The 14,752-nt window shown below is 54.9% G+C and carries 16 protein-coding genes; 5 read left to right on the top strand and 11 right to left on the bottom strand.

Annotation, left to right across the window (positions count from 1 at the left end; all coding sequences use genetic code 11):
- Positions 1-4 precede the first annotated feature (4 nt).
- From SK54_RS01505 to SK54_RS01495, 3 genes are all read left to right on the top strand, one after another.
- Positions 5-1,255, top strand: a complete 1,251-nt coding sequence (locus SK54_RS01505) for an HlyD family secretion protein (RefSeq protein WP_017693988.1) — start codon at positions 5-7, stop codon at positions 1,253-1,255.
- A 123-nt stretch (positions 1,256-1,378) separates the two neighbouring features.
- Positions 1,379-1,831 carry an STM2901 family protein gene (locus SK54_RS01500; RefSeq protein ID WP_032646726.1) on the top strand — a complete coding sequence of 151 codons (453 nt, stop codon included), beginning with the start codon at positions 1,379-1,381 and terminating at the stop codon, positions 1,829-1,831.
- Entirely contained in the window at positions 1,831-2,148 is a 318-nt protein-coding gene (locus SK54_RS01495; protein WP_023298994.1) for a DUF1493 family protein, read from the top strand. The genes SK54_RS01500 and SK54_RS01495 overlap by 1 nt, the downstream gene beginning before the upstream one ends.
- Positions 2,149-2,172: 24 nt before the next feature.
- On the opposite strand, the gene SK54_RS01490 is transcribed toward SK54_RS01495, so the two are convergent.
- The 5 genes from SK54_RS01490 to SK54_RS01470 form a co-directional block, all read right to left on the bottom strand.
- Positions 2,173-2,655: an Hcp family type VI secretion system effector gene (locus SK54_RS01490; RefSeq protein ID WP_023298995.1), complete on the bottom strand. Its 483-nt coding sequence runs from the start codon at positions 2,653-2,655 to the stop codon at positions 2,173-2,175.
- 262 nt (positions 2,656-2,917) lie between these two features.
- On the bottom strand, positions 2,918-4,006 hold the full coding sequence (locus SK54_RS01485) for an AAA family ATPase (protein ID WP_048246611.1): 1,089 nt from the start codon (positions 4,004-4,006) through the stop codon (positions 2,918-2,920).
- Between the two features lie 146 nt (positions 4,007-4,152).
- Complete coding sequence (locus SK54_RS01480; RefSeq protein ID WP_045343888.1) at positions 4,153-5,112, bottom strand: YbgA family protein; 960 nt, start codon at positions 5,110-5,112, stop codon at positions 4,153-4,155.
- 102 nt (positions 5,113-5,214) lie between these two features.
- Entirely contained in the window at positions 5,215-5,625 is a 411-nt protein-coding gene (gene uraH / locus SK54_RS01475; RefSeq protein WP_017383647.1) for a hydroxyisourate hydrolase, read from the bottom strand.
- Positions 5,626-5,724: 99 nt separating this feature from the next.
- Complete coding sequence (locus SK54_RS01470) at positions 5,725-6,450, bottom strand: MerR family transcriptional regulator (RefSeq protein WP_048246609.1); 726 nt, start codon at positions 6,448-6,450, stop codon at positions 5,725-5,727.
- A 117-nt stretch (positions 6,451-6,567) separates the two neighbouring features.
- On the opposite strand from SK54_RS01470, the gene SK54_RS01465 reads away from it, so the two are divergent.
- The gene (locus tag SK54_RS01465; RefSeq protein WP_015570073.1) at positions 6,568-7,092 is read left to right on the top strand and encodes a lipocalin family protein; all 525 of its coding nucleotides are present in this window, start codon (positions 6,568-6,570) and stop codon (positions 7,090-7,092) included.
- Position 7,093: 1 nt separating this feature from the next.
- On the opposite strand, the gene SK54_RS01460 is transcribed toward SK54_RS01465, so the two are convergent.
- From SK54_RS01460 to SK54_RS01435, 6 genes are read right to left on the bottom strand one after another with little or no spacing between them, the layout of a single operon-like run.
- Positions 7,094-8,101 carry a fimbrial protein gene (locus tag SK54_RS01460; protein WP_017383645.1) on the bottom strand — a complete coding sequence of 336 codons (1,008 nt, stop codon included), beginning with the start codon at positions 8,099-8,101 and terminating at the stop codon, positions 7,094-7,096.
- Complete coding sequence (locus SK54_RS01455; protein ID WP_015570071.1) at positions 8,101-8,619, bottom strand: fimbrial protein; 519 nt, start codon at positions 8,617-8,619, stop codon at positions 8,101-8,103. Before SK54_RS01455 ends, SK54_RS01460 begins: the two co-directional genes overlap by 1 nt.
- On the bottom strand, positions 8,610-11,135 hold the full coding sequence (locus tag SK54_RS01450) for a fimbria/pilus outer membrane usher protein (RefSeq protein WP_048246608.1): 2,526 nt from the start codon (positions 11,133-11,135) through the stop codon (positions 8,610-8,612). Before SK54_RS01450 ends, SK54_RS01455 begins: the two co-directional genes overlap by 10 nt.
- A 23-nt stretch (positions 11,136-11,158) precedes the next feature.
- Entirely contained in the window at positions 11,159-11,836 is a 678-nt protein-coding gene (locus SK54_RS01445; protein ID WP_032104018.1) for a fimbrial biogenesis chaperone, read from the bottom strand.
- A 53-nt stretch (positions 11,837-11,889) separates the two neighbouring features.
- Positions 11,890-12,474, bottom strand: coding sequence for a fimbrial protein (locus SK54_RS01440; protein ID WP_015570069.1), 585 nt, complete (start codon positions 12,472-12,474; stop codon positions 11,890-11,892).
- A 52-nt stretch (positions 12,475-12,526) separates the two neighbouring features.
- Positions 12,527-13,129: a helix-turn-helix domain-containing protein gene (locus SK54_RS01435; RefSeq protein ID WP_015570068.1), complete on the bottom strand. Its 603-nt coding sequence runs from the start codon at positions 13,127-13,129 to the stop codon at positions 12,527-12,529.
- A gap of 834 nt (positions 13,130-13,963) precedes the next feature.
- On the opposite strand from SK54_RS01435, the gene SK54_RS01430 reads away from it, so the two are divergent.
- The gene (locus SK54_RS01430) at positions 13,964-14,752 is read left to right on the top strand and encodes a winged helix-turn-helix domain-containing protein (protein ID WP_032646739.1); all 789 of its coding nucleotides are present in this window, start codon (positions 13,964-13,966) and stop codon (positions 14,750-14,752) included.

The raw sequence follows: 14,752 nt of genomic DNA, 5'->3' as shown, positions 1-14,752 counted from the left end.
TATCGTGAAATTAAAAAACCGAAGCCGACAGCGGCGGGCGCTGATCCCGCATCATTTCTCAAAAAGCTATCACATCAACGCGCCACGGCTGAAAGCCGTGCTGACCTTGTTCATCACCTTTTTTCTCTGCCTGCTGGTCTTTGCGATTGTCTTTAACTTTTCGGAAACCACGCTGGCACGCGGGGTGCTGATCCCGGCGCAGGGCGATGTGGAAGTCCGCGCCAGAGAGTCCGGTACGCTTGTGGATTTTGCCGTACGGCCGGGCCAGTACGTGAAGGAAAACGATCCGCTGTTCACCGTGTCGCAGGACTATGGCGGCAAGCAGGGCTCGGTGGTGCAGTTTGACCGCCAGCAGATGGAAGCGGAGAAGAAGCGCAGCGAGCAGCGCATCCAGGCCATTGAGGACTCGATTGCGTCGTATCGCAAAAATCTGGCGCAGCAGCTGGCTCTCACCGACAAGCAGATCGCCGTTTCCCGCGATAAGGTGAAGAAGCTGCGCGCGTTGTTAAAAAACAGCACCGACACCTACGAGGCGTGGAAATCCGTCTCCGGGAAGGGCTATGTCTCCAAAGTGGATCTCGATAAAAGCCACAACGATGTGCTCAATGCGCAGCTCAACCTGACGCTGGAGGAGAGCACTATTCTTGAGCTTGAGGCACGAAAAACCAGCCTGACCGACAGCACCCAGTCGCAAATTGACTCTCTGAGCGAAGAGCAGCTGTATGTGAAAAACCGCATCAGCGAAATTGACCGCAACCTGTCCAGCCGGGGAAGTTCCACCATGGCGATGCTGGCCCCTTCCGATGGTTACGTGGTGGCGATTAACTTCCCGCCTGGCCGGGCCATTACGCAAAATAGCGAGGTGGTGGTGGTGATCCGTAAAAATACCGCGGCGACGATGGAGGGGTACCTGTATGTTCCGGCAACGGGGGTGGGGCGCGTGGCGAAAGGCGATAAGGTCAAGCTGCGCTTCGACTCCTGGCCCGTAGACAAATACGGTTCCGTGGAGGCGACGTTGTCCGATTTCTATGAGGTAAACATTGATGCCCATTCGGCGCTGATCCCGCTCCAGGAGGGGCAGAACTACTACCTGGCTAAAGTGCGCGTCCCCTCCTGGTTTACCGACCCGGACAAGAAAAAGCGCATGCTGATGGGCGGAATGACGGTGAACGCCGATATCGTTATCGATCGTAAGCCGCTTATCAATCTGCTGATTGCGCCGCTGGAAAGGGTGCGCAAGCGGTTTATCGATTGACCCGATTTCATTTTAAAGCATTTATGCAGGCACTTTTCTGAATTTAATCAAAGTGGTATTGCCTTGTTATCCTTAATAAAGATAAGGGTTTAACCTTTATCTCTTTAATTAATGGATTATGCTATGGACACAGTAGAGGAATCTGGCGGGACGTATTTCTATCACGGGAATGCGAACGTAACCCCACAGGAGCTATTTTTGCTGATATTCGCTGAGGGTCTGGCGAACCATCTGGGCGTAACTGTGGAGACTGCTGCAACAATCCTGGCGGGGCAGCCTATATTACCCAAGCGTAAGGTATTGGGTGCGTCCGGTTCGCGTACAAGTATCGCGTCTAAGGTAGCGCGTCGCATTTTAAAGGGGGTCCACTTTCCTGAAGGCATGAGAGTGGAGACGATCATCGGTATGGGTAAAACCAGACAGACAAATAAGGTTGGGGCCGTCGTGGGAAGAGCAGTTCCCTTTGTTGGCTATGCCCAGGCGGTAATTATCTTTGCCCTAGTTGCCAGAGAAACCAGAAACAAGTACAACCTCATTGCCCGACCGAAAGATCGGATTGCCTGGACTTATTTCTAATGTTGTTGCCGGATGAGCAAGAGTTTTTAGATTACATCACTGAAAATTACAGTGAACGTAAGCGTCCTGCCCTTAAGGAATGGACCTTCCAGGAGCATTTTAACCTCGTCCCTGAAGATCTGGAGGAGATGCTGCTCGACCTATTCAACCGGTATGAAATTGAGCACAGCAACTTTGTCATGGATAACTACTTTGAGCCCGAGCTTTTTTGGTTCCAGTTTGGGCTTAGAAAGAAGTTTCGAGATCGTCAGTACAAGCCGCTAACGCTCGAAATGATTATTGAGTCTGCCAAAGCGGGGCGCTGGTTGTATGATTAAGGGGCTAAGCGCCCCTTGTGCGTTCTATGCTGACTGGCGTTCGTTCCATGCATCGCTGAAGATAATGTTCCCGTCGTTATGCTTCCAGGTAATCTTCTCGTAACGCAGTTCGACCGTTTCCATATGGTTTTCGTTAGGGTTATCCCCTGGCGCCATTGCTGGTGAAATCGAAACTATTCGCACGCCTTCAAGCAGCATGTTGAAGTATTCCTCTTCCTGTCCAGAGTAGTTGATCCGATACCATTTTATTTCTGCTGACACCAGGCTTTGACCTGTCGCAACTGCTTTATAAAGATATGGGCTAGAGCAGTCGAATTCTTTAATGATCAGCATAGGGGAATGCATACGTGTACCGGTTATTTTGCCGGTTGCGTTATCTGTTGGGATCATGAGGTTGTGGTGGAACCCTTTTACCTCAATGCTGCACTCTCTGTGCTGAACATCAACTCCGCCTTTGATTAATGCTCCGCCGTCGTCCTTAAGCCATAAGTATGCTGGTATAGACATTTCCCTATTTCCTTATTTTGTTGAATAACGTCATTATTGTGCTTTAAAACCCCATACCTATTCTTTCCATCAAGTATGTCAATACGCTCCAGCGTATGTCCGCTATCCGCATGGAAAGGTGAAACCAGATCATGTTTACACCCAATCGATGTCCTTTTAAGACATTGACCAGGCAAATTTTAACCAAAAGAAGGAGTTAACTTATAACGCTTCCAGAAAAGATAAAAAGCGGTTCTCTCAGCACTACCGGTGAGGATGGCAATTACCCCAGCCGCTCCATCCTCGTTTCCCCCTCCGTCATCGACAGCTGATACAGCGAAAACGATCGGTGCTTCTCAATCAAATGCGCCAGCTCCGGCGAGTGGCTGGTGAGCCAGATCTGCGAATAGCGGCTGGCCTCGGCAATGAGGCTTGCCAGGGCGGGCAGCATCTGCGGATGCAGGCTGTTTTCCGGTTCGTTGAGGACGATGAATGCGGGAGGGCGCGGGCTTAACAGCGCCACCGCCAGGCACAAAAAACGCAGCGTGCCGTCGGAGAACTCTGCCGGTTCCAGCGGCCTGCTCAGCCCCTCGCGCTGCATCATCATGCGGAAGCGCCCGCCGGTGTTGTCGCTGTAAAACACACAGCCGGGAAAGGCCTGGTCGAGAATGCGCATCAGCAGCAGCTCGTCGCCAATTTCGACAATGGTCTGAAACGCGGCGGCCAGGTTCGCGCCGTCGCTGGCCAGCACCGGGGAACGAAAGCCCACCTGCGGGGCACGGATCGCCGAGCCGGATGAGACGGAAAACTCGTGATAAAATCGCCAGTTACGCAGGGACTCGCGCATCTGCGACACTTCGGGGTAGAGGTGCGGTTCGCCGAGCTGACCGAACACCGACTCGTTCTCATACAGCGTACCGCTGTGGGTCACTTTTTCGTGATGCACGTTGTTCAGGAATACCGCCTGATTCTTACGCTTCATCAGCTGTGACGACGGGCGACGGTGCTGTCCGCCGAGCCAGATAGATTCCTCCTTGATCACCGGATCGAGCTGAAACTGTGAGGGGTAGGGCAGCTTTTCCACGAACCCGACCTGAAGCTCATATTCATAGGTTTCCGTTTCCACCGCCAGGTTCATGCGTCGCTGCTGGTCGCTGCGGGTTTTTCCCGCCCAGAACACTTTCAAAATTCCCCCCTCGTTCGCCAGCGCCTGGGAGAATTGCCCCTGCGCCGCGCTGTGCATCAGGTAAATCGCTTTATAAATATTAGATTTTCCGGTGCCGTTGGGGCCGAACACGATATTGAGCTGTTCCAGCTCAAGCGACATATCGCGAATTGAGCGGTAGTTCTGAATATGCAAATTTTTGATCATCGGGGTACTCCGCTGTGCACGCTTAACCTGTACAGAATTACAGTATTTTACGCTGAGCGCAAAAAAAAGACGACAGTGAGGGTGTCGTCTAAACGGGGTACTGCTTTGGGCCTCTGTGGGTCAACAGGGCCTTCGCTTCTTTCTTATCAGGTAACGGCCAGACGCAGACCCAAATCATCAGGATAGGGAGCAAAGTAGTTTTGCGTCATCAGATACCGGTCAGGGTATTCAGCCAGATAATGCTTCAGCAGCGTCAGCGGCGCGAGGATCGGCAGCAGCCCGTCCCGGTAATGCAGGATCACATCCCGCAGTTCTCCACGCTGGCGGCTGTTCAGCTGGTTACGGAAATAGCCCTGAATGTGCATCAGCACGTTAGTGTGATTCTTCCGCGAAGCGGGTTTTTTCAGGATGGTCATCAGCTTGTCGCGATAGGCCACGAAAAACGCGTCCAAATCGTCCCACTCGTGCAGTGATGCCACGAACGGGCCAATTTCACGGTAGCCTGCCTGATGGTGCGCCAGAAGCTGAAGCTTATAGCGGCTGTGAAAGTCCAGCAGGGCACGGCGCGTCAGGCCATTTTTACGCATTACGTTCAGTTCGTGGAGAGCGAAAACGCGCTCAACAAAGTTTTCCCGCAGTACCGGATCGTGCAGGCGACCGTCTTCTTCGACGGGCAGCCAGGGGAAAGTTTCAAGGAGGGCGGCGGTGAACAGCCCGACACCCTCCTTGCGGCCCCGGTTGCCGTTTTCGTCGTACAGCCGCACGCGCTCCATGCCGCAGCTGGGGGATTTTGCACAGACGATAAAACCCGCCAGATCGCCGATTTTCGGCAGATAATCTGCCGTAAATGCGGCCATCTTCTGCGTGACGTCATCGTGCGGCGCTTTGCTGAACCGCATTTCTGTCTCGCCGCCGGTGGTCATCACCAGACGCAGCGCCGGACGAGGCGTGGGCAGGCCGATAGCCATTTCAGGGCATACCGGACGGAAAGCGACCCACTGCGCCAGCTCATCCATCACAAAGCCCATACGCTTATGCCCGCCGTCAAAGCGAACGGCGGAACCGGTCAAACATCCGCTAATACCCAGCACAGGTTTTGTTGTCATGGTGTGCACCTCCCGATCTCATACCTAAAAGTTACACAAGAATGCGTATTTGTCCAAGTATTGGCGGGATTATTTTTAAATCGTCTTTAAAATCAAGAGCAATCAGCTGCCCTTGTAGGTTGAGTAACCGTACTGGCTGAGCAGAAGCGGGATGTGCAGTTTTTCATTGGTGCGGGTGACGGTGAACAGCACCGGCACTTCCGGGAAGAAGGAGTCCAGCTTTTTACCGTGGAAGTAATCGGCGGTTTTGAAGGTCACTTTATACACGCCAGGCGCCATATCCTGATCCTGCGGATAGAGCGATTTGATGCGCCCGTCGTGGTCGGTTTTACCGCTGGCAATCGGGGTCCACTTGTCCTGCTCCTGCTTCTCCAGCGTGACGGCCACATCCGCTGGCGGCATACCGGTTTGCTGGTCCAGAACGTGAACGCTCAGGGTGCCTGCCGGGGCGCTGAACGCGGCAGGCGCGAAAGCCATTGTAGCCAGCATCATCAGAGGGAGTGTCTTTTTCATCGTGTTTTCCTGTTGAGTTGTCGGTGACAGGAAAACGTTAGCACTCGCTGTGCGAAAAAATATTCAACTTTTCGTGAAGATTGCCTCAGCAGAAAATAATCAGAGGATAATCACCTCAAGGGAAACCTGCTGCTGCCACTGCGCAACCTGCTTTTTCCGCACGGCGGTAAGTTTACCGCTGGTGACCAGCAGCCATTTGCGGTCCGGGAAAATTTCCAGGGCCAGCGCGGCAGGGGGAACCGGCAGTATGTCGATGCGGTGGCCCTGGCCGGTGCGCGTCAGAGCTTCAAGCCAGATCTCACAGGGGTCGTTCAGATGCCAGCCGCTGATGAGGATGTTATCGCCCGGCGCTTTTTTATCGCCCTCAAGGCAAAACGAGGTATAGGCGATGAGGATGCCGTCGAGGATCTCACGCAGCGTCATGGCGGCGGCGACGTTGGCCGATATCTGGCTGCGCAACGGACGCAGCACGTTAGTGACCAGCTCTGGCCTTGGGTATTCGCGTCCGGCGTCGTAAATTATCTGACGCAGGGACTCAATTTTCCCCTCCTGCAACTTTTGCAGCATGGCCTGTTGCAGGGTTTGCCAGTTATTGGCGCGGCGCGGCGCAGGGCGTTCCAGCAGTGATTTTACCTGACCGATGGGTACGCCTTTTTTTACCCAGTCGAGGATTTTCAGCGCCTGCTGAACGTCCTCATCGCTGTACAGGCGGTGACCGCCGTCCGTACGCTCGGGTTTGAGCAAGCCATAGCGTCGCTGCCACGCCCGCAGCGTGGTGGCGGTGATGCCGCTGAGTCTGGCGAATTCGCCGATGGAGTAAGCCATGTCTGCATCCGAAGAGAAGGAGTTGTCTCAATATACTACGAATATTCCCCGACGGGATGAAGCGCCGCACGGGTGCGCTACACTTAACGTCCAACCGCGTAAATGAAAGGAGTTCTCATGAGGCTATGGCCTGTCGTTACCGGTGTCGCCATTGCGCTGACGCTGGTTGCCTGTAAATCTCCCACGCCGCCGAAAGGCGTGCAGCCCATTACCGGCTTTGATGCCAGCCGCTATCTCGGCAAATGGTATGAAGTCGCCCGACTGGAAAATCGCTTCGAGCGCGGTCTGGAACAGGTCACCGCGACGTACGGCAAGCGCAGCGATGGCGGTATCAGCGTACTGAACCGCGGCTACGATCCGGTGAAGAAAAAATGGAATGAGAGCGAAGGAAAGGCGTACTTTACCGGCGAACCGACCACGGCTGCGCTGAAGGTATCGTTCTTCGGCCCGTTCTACGGCGGCTATAACGTGATCAAGCTGGATGATAAGTACCAGTACGCGCTGGTCAGCGGCCCGAACCGCGACTATCTGTGGATTTTATCGCGCACCCCGACCATTCCGGATGCGGTAAAACAGGACTACCTGAACACCGCACGCGAGCTGGGCTTCCGGGTCGATCAGCTGGTGTGGGTGAAGCACTAACCTACTGATACGAAAAGGTGATGCTTGCCAGGGCGTTGGCCGAGCCGGGGACCAGTTCACCGGTTCGGATGTACTGCGCCTGGAACGGCAGGGACAGCGTTTGTGCCGAGCTGGTGGTCTGGATGAAAAACTGTCCCGTCGTACCTGCGGACGAGCTGTCCGGCCCCATCATAAGCGGCCCGGTACCGTTATAGAAAAACTGTACGCCAATGCCGGAGGCCGTGGAGTCCCCGGTCAGCGTCACGACCGACGAGGTATTTGACGGTGTGGTCTGATCGGTCATCACTGCGTTAACCGCCACGTTCTCATCGCAGGTCAGGCTGACGTTAAACTCCCCCGACGGCGAGGTGCTGCCTACGCTGGGCAGCGTGTGAATATCAATGGTGCCCAGGTCGACGTTGGCGCTTTTCGTGCCTACCGTGCAGCCGCTTGCCGTCACCGTGATGGTGGTGGGGTTGATGATAACCTGCGCGGTTTTCACTTCGTTGTTATAGGCCGTCAGGATCGCCGCGTTAATGGTCGGGGTCTGGTATACGCCGGATTTCAGCGGAACGCCGGTCTTGATAAACGTCACTTTTGCCGACCAGCCCAGTGCGGTGGCGTAACCGTTAGTCCCATCGGCCGGATAGCTCTGCGTAATGCCCGTCTGCATCGGGACATAGGTGGTGCCGTTATAATCTTTAAGCCCAAGAATGAAGCCGATGCCGGGCACGCCCGTTTCAAATACCATGTAATTTGCGCCATCAAGAATAACCGTGATGCCGGTGGCGGTTATACTGCTGCTCGGCTCCAGCGTCCCTTTGGAGCAGGTAAATACCAGGCCGCACCAGAACACTTCCGAGACGCTCGCAGAGGCGCTCCATTCAGAGCCGATCGTCTTTCCAGGCACGATGGAGTCTGCCGGGCCGGACCACGACATGGGCGTTGGCGAAAGGGTGATATCCGATGTCCAGGAGAGGGCAAGCGCCTGAGAGGACATGAAAAACAGGGCTAAAAACAGTAAACGCATTATTGATACTCCGTCGTCCAGGTCGCCACTGCCGAAACGTCTCCGGCATTGACCGGCGCACCCGTGGCGGCCAGTCGCGCATAGAAGGTCATTTTTACGCTGTCATCCCCCGCCGCGCCGTAAGCAGCGGTTTGGGTGTCCAGCGGGATAAGTACGCTGTCTTTATCCAGAATCTGCACCGCCACGCCGGTCGCGCCGCCGTCAGCGACTTTGAGAAGCTGCGGGTTCTCGTCATCCGGCGTACCGCTGAAGCGGATTTTCACGCCAGCAAAGGTGGGGCCGCATGCTTCAAGGGTGAGCGTGAAGGGCGTTTTGATATTGCTGACCGCGCCCGCCTCGCTAAATTGCTTCACGCCGAGGGTGCCCAGCGGCACGTTTTGCTCCTTCGAATCTTCCGAGACAATGCAGGTATTGCCGATCACGTTGCCGGTCACGGAAACCAGCACGTCATAGCCGCGCGCGGGAACGGTGATGAACATCAGCAGGATCAGGGGGAGGAACCGGATGGTTACTGACATATGACCTCCTGGGAATAAAGCCCGGTGCGGGCGTGATAATTCTGCGGGTTCAGCGCATAGCGGATCGTGCAGCGCTGGGCGCTGTTGCGCCCCCATACGGCATGCAAGGTTCCCTCCACTGACAGGCCGGTCAGATACACGCTGCCGCCGTCGCCGACGATACCGCTGGCTTTGTCATCCTCTGACGAGACCAGCGTACCGAAGGGGAGCACGTCTTTAGCGTGACGTACGATAAACATCGCTTTTGCCCCCTGACGCGTGGTGAGGGTGGCGCGAACCAGTGCCCCGTCGGTGGGGATTTTATTGGCGATGGCGTTCTCAAGTTCCACGTCATTGCCCACGGTGGTGACATCCAGCGCAACCTGATTAACGCGATACGGCGTGGCGTACGGGATCACCGCATAGCCCCGGCTGTCGGTTTTGATGCCTTTGTGGTTGAGCACGGCGACATGGCTGGCGCCCGGGGCTTTCACCAGAATATTGGTGTTCCCGAGCGGCTGGCTCAGCGTCAGACCATCCTCATGCAGCACCGCACCGCCGCTCATCCCGTAACTGAGGTTGCGGGAGTCACCGGCGTAGCTGTAGCCCAGGGTATAGTCTCCCCACGCGCCCTCGTATTGCAGCGCGGCATCGCCGCCGTAGTGCTGCTGCGCGCTGTAGCGCTGGTTGACGCTATAGAAAAGATTCTCCTGCCCCGGCAGATAACCACTGACACCGGTACTGGCGGTGGTGCCAGCGGGATCCGCATGGGTAGCGGTAAAACGGAGACGGGTCGACAGCGCCGGGTTACCCAGCGGCACCGACAGGGACAACGCGAGGATATTGTCTTTCTTGTTGTCGTACAGGCCAGAGCTACGCTGGGCGCTGATGCCAAGCGACAGGTTACGAAACGTCGCGTTCCACGCGAACTGCAAACTTTGCGTGGTTTTTGACGTATTCCAGTAGGTTTGTTGATCCCAGGACAGCGACAGCGCGCCGTATTCGCCCATCGGCTGCGACAACAGCAGCTGATTTTTTGCCTTACGCGACATATGCAGGTTGTAAACCGTGTCGTAGTGAGTGGTGACGGTGCCATCGTCTTCCACGGTCTGTTTTGGCGCTCCGCCCGCCATGCCTTTGTAAGTGGTATCGCTGAGGGTATAAAACCCTGCCGTTGAGTAACGCAGCGAGAAGAAATTGACCCGCGTACCGATATCGTTCAGCAGCTTGCTGTACCGCAGGCGCACCGAATCACCGGTGTAGTGCTGGTTATCAGCCAGCTGGCTGCGGGCATGGGTGAGGTCGAGGGAGTAGGCGCCAAAGCGGCCGAGATTCTGCCCGATACCGAAGGCCAGGCCGTTGTAGCGATCGGAAAACTGCGCCCCGCCATAAAACGTGAGGCCGTATCGCCAGCCCAGGAACAGCTCGCCCTGCGCGAAGGAGGGCGAGATCTGATTGCCCGCAGGGCGGTATTTCCCCGCCCCCAGAGCATATTTGACCTGACCGTTACGCACCAGATTCGGCACGCTGGCAAAGGGCAGGGTGTATTGCGTCTGGCTACCGTCGCTCTCCTGAATGGTGACCGCGAGATCGCCGCCGGAAGAGGTCGGATAGAGATCTTTCAGCACAAACGCCCCCGGCGGAACGGAGGTTTGATAGATGACGTTACCGTTCTGGCGAACCGTCACCGTGGCATTGCCGCGCGCGATGCCGCGCACTTCGGGCGCGTAACCGCTCAGGCTGGCGGGCAACATATTGTCATCGGTCTTCAGGGCAACCCCACGCAGGCCAACGGCGTCAAACACCTGCGATGAGGTGAACGTTTCACCGGCATAAACCTGGGCACGCAGGGCGCGGATATCCCGCTGTAGCCAGGTCTGGACGTGGGTGAGCTCGTTACTCTCTTTGGTCCACGTGGTGAAATCACGCAGCCGCCATGCGCCCAGGTTGGCGCCGCTGTTGAGGCTCACAAACAGCTGTTGTTCCCGCGTGCGCGTCTCGCCCCGGTAGTCATTATTCGCGCCATTGACCACATAGTTCAGCCACGCGGCAGGGATGCCGGACTCCCAGCTCTCCGGGCTGACGTACCCGCGCGGCAGAGCGCGCATCGCGCTTTGCGGTACGGTGAAGTTGAGGGTAAGCGTCCTCTGGTCAAAATCAAACCGGGTATCGGCGAATGACCGGGTTAAAAAAATGCACCGCTGCGCAGGCGGCAGCTCACCCCCTTTAGCCTGACGGCTGTCGATGCCAAGTGCGGCGAATTGCGCAGGCGTAAGGCACGGCAGGGCTTCACCGGCGGTGTTTTCAGCGACGCGAAACGTGACGTTACCTGTGAACGCGAACTGGGTGTTGATATACACGTTAAGATTGTACTCGCCCGGCGGCAACGCGCTCCCGGCGTTGACCCAGGCGAGATCGGCGCTGTTGGCGCGCTCGCCGTTGAGAAACGCAGGATTAAATTGCAGCTCGCTTTCGGCAGCCACGGCTTGCCGAATCACCAGGGCGATCGCCGTGGCGCACAGGATTTTAATTTTCATGTGGTCACGCCTTACTGTTTTTATTATTGGGACAATGACGTGCGGGTAACGGGCGTCCAGGCGCCATAATCGTTAATCGTCTGGTAGCTTAAGCTGCTCGCATGGCTGAAGGTGTCTGCCAGCGTCACGCTGGATTTCGGCGGCACCATGACGGGCGACACCGGCCTGCCATCAATTTTCACGTTAATGGTGGTGAGGTAATACGGCGTTGGGTTGGTCAGCGTGACCTTGCCCGCGCGGTAGGCGCCGGCAAGGTTTTTCCATGCCTCCCCTGCACCTTCCCTGAGCCGCTCCGGGCGATAAAAGACCTTGATGCGGTTGGCAGAGGCGAATTGCAGCGAATTGCCGGAACCGTTTTTAACCTGCTGTGGGATAGCTTTGACCGTCATCCAGTACAGCGTCTCGCGATCGGCTGGCAGGGCGTCGCCGCTGAACATGATTTTCACCGCGCTTTCGCTGGCGGGCTTCATGACGTACAGCGGCGGCGTGATGACGAAGTCGTTGGTACGGCTCCCTTTCTCGTCTTCCATCCAGGACTGGATCAGAAACGTGGCATCAGGGTGGGTATTTCTTACCTGCATCATCGTCTGCGTAGCCGCGCCGGTGTAGATCAGCCGCGTTGCGCCTAACCCCACGCCGCCTGCGTACACGGCGGATGAACATAACGTGCCAGCCAGACAAATCCATGTGTTTACGCGCATAGTGCGTCTCCTGAAAGCTGAGTCAGACCCGGCCAGCAGACCGGGCCTGAAGATTACGAATAGGTCACGGTGTAGGTGGCGACCGCGCTGGCATCACCCGCCGTGGCGTTGCCCAGTGGGGAGTAATATTTCGCGCTGAAGTTCAGGATGTTCGCCCCCGCACGCAGGGGGATCGCTGCTGCCGGCTCACCCAGCCTGACGACGTTGCCCTGTTCGTCATAAAGACGGATAGCGACATGCTGCGCCGAGCCCGCGCCGCCGTTTACTCCCGCGGCCAGGCTATTCACATCGGTACTGTCCGGTGTACCGGTGAAGGTGATAGCCACGGTCGTTGCGGCAATAGGGTTATCTTCCGTGGACGCCGAGGTATCGGCGATTTCGCAATCTTCCAGGGTGATGGAGAAGGCTTTTGCGGTACTGGCTTCACTGCCTGCGGCAGCCAGCGTGGCGGTACGCACTTCACCCATGTCGACGTCGATATTGGCGCTACCGGCGCTGATGGCACAGGCGGAGGTCACCACTTTACCGCTGAAGTTAACCGTGCCGCCGCTGGTGGTGGCGGCCAGTGCTGAGCCCGCTGGCAGCAGGGCGGCAATGCTTAATGCCAGCAGAGAATGGCAAGTAAGGCGTGCTTTCATTTCATAGTTCCTTGATTTTTTTATTACGAGATTTGCTCTGAAAGCGGCAGGTCTAACTGGTTAAAAAGACCAGCAAATCTGTCTTATTCCTGAGCCCGAGTTTCCTTATCGCTGAGCTTTTTAAGGCGCTCACGCGGCGATAAGAAAGTTTCTCCAGTTCTGCGATGTAACGTATATCCAGTCCGTTCCTGAGTTCCTTTAATACCCTCCTTTCTCCAGGCGTCAGCGATAACGCCGCTGGCTGCTTTTGGGGCCGATAATGGCTATCGACCATTTTTGCTAGCTTTATCCGCCACTGATAAACCGTGTTCTGTAGCGAGATATAGGCATCAATATCTTCCCGGACCCATAACAGGGAATGGGCAGAGGTTGAGTACAGGCAGATAATCACTTCAGGCTGCGTGACTTTGATTTTTTTTAAATATTTCAGTGAGTCATACCCTGTATGGTATTTCTCTGCGCCGGATATAAATAAGATATCGATACGAATCGACGACAGCGCCTTATCCAGTTCCTGATAACCTCCTTCGATGATAATGATGTGAAGGTCGTCGCGGATGCTGCTTAATAACGTTTTAATGCCGTTTCTTGCATAATGATCGCCGCCCATCAGTGCAACAGTTATATGCTGTGTTATTTGGCTATTGTTCGTCATGTTATTCCTCGATTTATAATAGTAATCAGGCGAATTATTTATAAGGTTATCGCCAGTATTCTCGAAGCAATGACGTATTGCATACTGTAGGCCTACTATACGTCGGCCAATAAAGAGGTAATCTGAATTAATCTAAAATTGTATTAATTACTAAGATCGAGACCGGTTACGACGCTTCCCTCTGATTGGTCTTATTCCGCTTCGCTTTCTGTAAATTATGATAGCCGCTATTTTTAATGAAAATTTAGCTTTGATAAATGTTTTGTAAGGAGTTTGTCGTCTGGTGTCAGTGCGGGTGTGAAGTTGCTGACGGGGAATAACAATTTACGAATGTTATCATCGATAAAAACTGATAGAAAGGTGGCTTAAAAGCATACAAAAACCATGTAAATTATTGATATTGGTCAGGTTGAGAAAACTTAAGGCTTAAGGGTGCTGAATATTTCAGACACGCATGTCCGTGGCGTACAATGTTTTTTTATGTAGATATTTGTCAATGTCAAGAGGCGAGGAGTGCGCCAAAAGATGAGGCACTGATAAATGAGATGCTGCCGGTAGTCAGATACTTCTGTGGAGCGGAAATTCACTTCACAAAAGATCATAATGAGGATGATCGCGGATGAAGCGGCTCTGCAAGCCGCATTCTACAAGGGTTGAGCTCTTATGCAGGTTCAGTGAAGCTTAAGGGATGAAATATAAATTAAGATTTTTCGCCAATGGCGAAGATATACAGCATGACGTTAATCAGTCACATTAATCCCGACGTGAATGTCATCCCATACATGCGGTGACCCAGGTTCAACATCTGTTAACCGGAGAATTCATACTGCCCCTATGCATAAGCATTACATTATAAATAATATCGTCGAATTTCATCCTGCGGCCAGCACGTTACGTGATATCAACAATCCTGACCGTGTGGTTGTCTTAAATTCGCCAGCAGGCCGATGCCTGTTGTTATTAATCGACAGAGCGGGGTCGATTGTCACTCAGCAAGAGTTCCTTGATATTGTCTGGCAAAGCCGCGGCATGCTTGTCTCCTCCAATACCTATTACCAGAACATCTCCATCCTGCGCAAAGGGCTCAAAAAGATTGGTTTTGAAACTGACCCTATCGTTACCATTCCCCGGATTGGGCTGACGCTGGCAAGCGACACGCAAATAACTGTCAGGGAGTCTTCACCCGTCGCGCCTCAACCCGCAGAGGGACAATGTGTGGAGGCGCCAGCGATCGAGGAGGTCTCTGCACCCTCCGAGCCAGCAACGCCCGTTGCCAGGAAGCCCACGCGCTGGCTGGCTGTCGTCATGGGGCTGCTGATCATCCTGGCCGGGGCAGGCGTGACGGGATATATGAACGCCACAGAAAACCGTTTTGTTGAGGATTACCGTTTTGCGGCATCCGTCGGAGCCTGTCGCGTTTATCTTGCGAACGACATTCAGACCCACGCTGAACGCGCTTCCGCGCTGACCTATGTGGAACAATTCAAGGCTGAATGCGCGCAATATCCCTGGGTTTACATCAGCTGGTACGCTCTGCTTCCTCGTGCGTCGGTTATTCGCTGCGACCGGCCAATGAAAGAACCGAACCGCTGTATATCTGATTATTTCCTGAAGGATAGCTAG

The sequence above is a fragment of the Enterobacter sp. MGH120 genome (genome assembly GCF_001037725.1).
Taxonomy (GTDB): domain Bacteria; phylum Pseudomonadota; class Gammaproteobacteria; order Enterobacterales; family Enterobacteriaceae; genus Enterobacter; species Enterobacter hormaechei_C.
This window is presented reverse-complemented; position numbering and strand designations above follow the sequence as displayed.

Excerpts from the sequence above, each read along its gene's own strand:
- SK54_RS01490 (WP_023298995.1), bottom strand. The coding sequence starts at position 2,655 with ATGTCTATACCAGCATACTTATGGCTTAAGGACGACGGCGGAGCATTA.
- SK54_RS01500 (WP_032646726.1), top strand. The coding sequence starts at position 1,379 with ATGGACACAGTAGAGGAATCTGGCGGGACGTATTTCTATCACGGGAAT.
- SK54_RS01465 (WP_015570073.1), top strand. The coding sequence starts at position 6,568 with ATGAGGCTATGGCCTGTCGTTACCGGTGTCGCCATTGCGCTGACGCTG.
- SK54_RS01455 (WP_015570071.1), bottom strand. The coding sequence starts at position 8,619 with ATGTCAGTAACCATCCGGTTCCTCCCCCTGATCCTGCTGATGTTCATC.
- SK54_RS01480 (WP_045343888.1), bottom strand. The coding sequence starts at position 5,112 with ATGACAACAAAACCTGTGCTGGGTATTAGCGGATGTTTGACCGGTTCC.
- SK54_RS01470 (WP_048246609.1), bottom strand. The coding sequence starts at position 6,450 with ATGGCTTACTCCATCGGCGAATTCGCCAGACTCAGCGGCATCACCGCC.
- SK54_RS01485 (WP_048246611.1), bottom strand. The coding sequence starts at position 4,006 with ATGATCAAAAATTTGCATATTCAGAACTACCGCTCAATTCGCGATATG.
- SK54_RS01445 (WP_032104018.1), bottom strand. The coding sequence starts at position 11,836 with ATGCGCGTAAACACATGGATTTGTCTGGCTGGCACGTTATGTTCATCC.
- SK54_RS01495 (WP_023298994.1), top strand. The coding sequence starts at position 1,831 with ATGTTGTTGCCGGATGAGCAAGAGTTTTTAGATTACATCACTGAAAAT.
- SK54_RS01430 (WP_032646739.1), top strand. The coding sequence starts at position 13,964 with ATGCATAAGCATTACATTATAAATAATATCGTCGAATTTCATCCTGCG.
- SK54_RS01435 (WP_015570068.1), bottom strand. The coding sequence starts at position 13,129 with ATGACGAACAATAGCCAAATAACACAGCATATAACTGTTGCACTGATG.
- uraH (WP_017383647.1), bottom strand. The coding sequence starts at position 5,625 with ATGAAAAAGACACTCCCTCTGATGATGCTGGCTACAATGGCTTTCGCG.
- SK54_RS01440 (WP_015570069.1), bottom strand. The coding sequence starts at position 12,474 with ATGAAAGCACGCCTTACTTGCCATTCTCTGCTGGCATTAAGCATTGCC.
- SK54_RS01460 (WP_017383645.1), bottom strand. The coding sequence starts at position 8,101 with ATGCGTTTACTGTTTTTAGCCCTGTTTTTCATGTCCTCTCAGGCGCTT.
- SK54_RS01450 (WP_048246608.1), bottom strand. The coding sequence starts at position 11,135 with ATGAAAATTAAAATCCTGTGCGCCACGGCGATCGCCCTGGTGATTCGG.